Genomic DNA, 3,088 nt, shown 5'->3' on the forward strand with positions numbered 1-3,088 from the left:
TCGGCGACGCCGGGCTCCCAGTCGTTGATGTTGGCGAGGTAACCCTCTTCGTCGGTTTCGAGGCTCTTACCGTTGACTTCGATAGGCATGTTGCTACTCCTGATCTGAGGTTGGTTTTAAGGTTGCTGGGATTACAGCCAGGCCTGGACCTTATCGTTCTCCGCGGCCAAATCCACGAAGCCCGCATAGTCCACGACGCTGATGCCGTCGATGACGCGGTCTTCCGACAGACCCCGCGCCATCAGATCCGGCCCCAGCACGTACAGCTTGACCGAATCGAGCGCCTGTTTCACGCGCTGCTCGACCGCAGTGCCCTTGGTCGCGGCATAGACCCCGTCCTCCATCAGGAGGACGTTGGCACCGGCACTGGCGTGGGACAAACAGGCGTCCAGGGAGGTCTTCTCGAATGGGGATTTGTTGACGGTGTGCAGAGTGCTCATCGTTATCCTCGTTGCGGCGCTGGCATCAGAAGCTGAAGACGACGTCGGCGCCGTCCATGATCGCCGTCATCTCCTCGCGCGAGACGAGCTTGATGGAGTCCTTTTCGGCCCAGTCGTCGTCCTCGTCCTCCCAGACGAGATGCTGGAGATCGTCCAGCGTCAAGCCGCGCTCGTCCAGCGACTCCTTCTCGACGAAGATCTTCTTGACCTCGTAATCACCGAGGGCCGCGTACGTGGGCGAGAAGTTCTTCATGCCCAGGCCTGTGGTGTCCTGTCCCTTAGTCAGCTGATACACACCGTCGTCCATGAACGCCAGGCTCACGTCCTGATCGAACGCGGCGCCAATCAGCACGACCTCCAGAGACTCCCAGGCGTAGATGGTCCCGTAGGGCGCCTTACGATTGAGATAGAGAAACTGCTTGATGGTTTCCGACATGTCGTCCCCCTTTAGGACTTGGTCGTATGCACGGTCGTCTGTCGGGCTCAGTGCAGACGCGTAGGCTCGATGTACCCTCAGTCTCCGAAGACGACCAAGCGATCCGACTGGATGGCTGCCTCGACCAATTGTCCGAGCCCGGAGATACGAAAGCGCGGATGGATATTGGTCGCATCCTTGCCGTTGCGCTGCATCTCACCCTCGTCGACCATGCCGCGGCGCTGGGCGGCGGCGACACAGACCACCATGTCGAGGTCGTGCTGCTCGGCCAGCTCGGCCCAACGCGCGACGATGTTACGGTCGTCCTGGGGCGGCGTCGTCAACCGGGAGGCGTTGTTGACGCCGTCGTGGTAGAAGAACACACGGAAGACTTCGTGACCCTTCTCCAGCGCTGCCTTCGTGAAGAAGTACGCCGAATCGGATGCCTGGTGCTGATACGGTCCTTCGTTGATCTGGATTGCGAATTTCATGGAGACCTCGGGCTGGGCAGTCTCGATCTGGCCGTCTGGGGACGGGACCCTCTCGGTGGTTGCCGGCGGCCTGCCGCGATAGCGATTCGGGCGGGCCGCCGGCGAGCGCTCCTGCGGGCCGGAGCTTATGCGCTCGGCGCGATCAGAAGCGGATGTACGACGAGCTGTTGAAGCTGGCCCGAGCGCCACGCCAGGTATCGATGTGATACTTGGTGAACGGCAGCTCCACCTCTTCGAAGAACCGCGGCCAGCCGATGCGCTCGATCCACTCGTTGACGCGCTCCCAGTCCCGCGCACCTTCCTTGTAGGCCTTCAGGATGCGCTTGACGATGGCGGTCGCCTCCGGCCAGCGCGGCGGGTTGTTGGGGATGCCGGCGGCGACCAGCTTCTGGAAGGTCGGCTTGCCGCGTGCGTTGGAGTGGTTGCCACCCACCCAGATGGCGAGCTTGGTGTGCTCGGCATCGTTGATCTGCATGGGCGGGCAAGGCGGATAACAGGCACCGCAGCAGATACACTTGCGCTCGTCCACTTCCAGCGACGGCTTGCCGTTGACCATCGCCGGACGGATGGCCGCCACCGGGCAACGGGCGACCACGGACGGGCGCTCGCAAACGTTGGCCACCAGGTCGTGGTTGATCTTCGGCGGCTTGGTGTGCTGCACGTTGATGGCGATATCACCCTGGCCGCCGCAGTTGATCTGGCAGCAGCTGGTGGTGATGTGCACGCGGTTCGGCATGTTGGCGTTGCGGAACTCGTCGATGAGCTCGTCCATCATCGCCTTGACCACACCCGACGCGTCGGTGCCGGGGATGTCGCAGTGCAGCCAGCCCTGGGTGTGCGAGATCATGGTGACGGAGTTCTGGGTGCCGCCGACGATGAACCCCGCGTCTTCCAGCGCGTTGATCAGCGGCTGAACCCGCGACTCTTCGGTCACCATGTACTCGATGTTGGAGCGCAGGGTGAAGTGCACATAGCCGTCGGCGTAGGTATCGCCGATGTCGCAGAGCTTGCGCAGCGTGAAGACGTCGAGGATACGCTGGGTACCAGCCTTGACGGTCCAGATCTCGTCGCCGCTGTAGGCGACGTGGCGCAGCACGCCGGGGCGCGGATGCTCGTGATACTTCCACTGCCCGAAGTTCTTGCGCATCACCGGATGCATGTACTGCCACGGATCGGGGCAGCCGGATTCGATGGGCTCGCGCATGTCTTTGGCCATCGATGGTCCTCCAGTAAATCAGAAAACAGTTAGGTGCTGATCTTGGTCGGCGCAGGTAACCGGCGTGCGCGCGCTTGCCAAGGCAAGCGGCGCCGCACGCCGGCGCCTGTGCGATCCGGTCTTAGCCGGCGGCCTGCTCGGCCTGCTTCTCGAACCACTCCTCGGCAGCCTCGTCCCAGCCGTCCATGCGCACATACGAGGACTGGCGCGGATGATCCAGCATGTTCGGATCGGGGTCGACGCCGATGCCGTCGAGGAAATTGGCCAGACCGATGCGCTCGATCATCTCGCCGCAGCGCTCGTGCTCGAGACCGTTCTCGGCCCAGAAGTCGATGATGTTCTCGGCGAGCTCCACCATCTCTTCGTAGTCTTCCTCGGTCTCGAGCTTTTTGAAGGGCACGATGACGGTGCCCATCAGGTCGCCGATCTTCAGCGTGCGCTTGCCGCCGATGAGGATGGTCACGCCCTTGTCGTCACCGGGGTGCAGCGCCTTCGGCATGACGTTCAGGCAGTGCATGCAGCGCAC

At 62.7% G+C, this 3,088-nt stretch carries 4 protein-coding genes and 1 pseudogene; all 5 read right to left on the reverse strand.

The annotated features are described in order from the left end of the window. Positions 1–131: 131 nt before the first annotated feature. A complete protein-coding gene (gene tusB / locus I6U14_RS00790; RefSeq protein ID WP_296896080.1) occupies positions 132–440 on the reverse strand; it encodes a sulfurtransferase complex subunit TusB in 309 nt (102 codons plus the stop codon). A 25-nt stretch (positions 441–465) separates the two neighbouring features. Then, positions 466–876, reverse strand: a complete 411-nt coding sequence (gene tusC / locus I6U14_RS00795; RefSeq protein WP_296896082.1) for a sulfurtransferase complex subunit TusC — start codon at positions 874–876, stop codon at positions 466–468. A gap of 77 nt (positions 877–953) precedes the next feature. Further along, positions 954–1,346, reverse strand: coding sequence for a sulfurtransferase complex subunit TusD (tusD, locus tag I6U14_RS00800; protein WP_296896084.1), 393 nt, complete (start codon positions 1,344–1,346; stop codon positions 954–956). A gap of 142 nt (positions 1,347–1,488) precedes the next feature. Next, on the reverse strand, positions 1,489–2,562 hold the full coding sequence (gene dsrB, locus I6U14_RS00805; protein WP_296896086.1) for a dissimilatory-type sulfite reductase subunit beta: 1,074 nt from the start codon (positions 2,560–2,562) through the stop codon (positions 1,489–1,491). Between the two features lie 121 nt (positions 2,563–2,683). Continuing rightward, positions 2,684–3,088, reverse strand: a pseudogene (locus tag I6U14_RS00810) (sulfite reductase, dissimilatory-type subunit alpha); the annotation flags it as partial.

It is taken from the genome of Thiohalocapsa sp. (assembly GCF_019695415.1).
Classification (GTDB): Bacteria; Pseudomonadota; Gammaproteobacteria; order Chromatiales; family Chromatiaceae; genus Thiohalocapsa.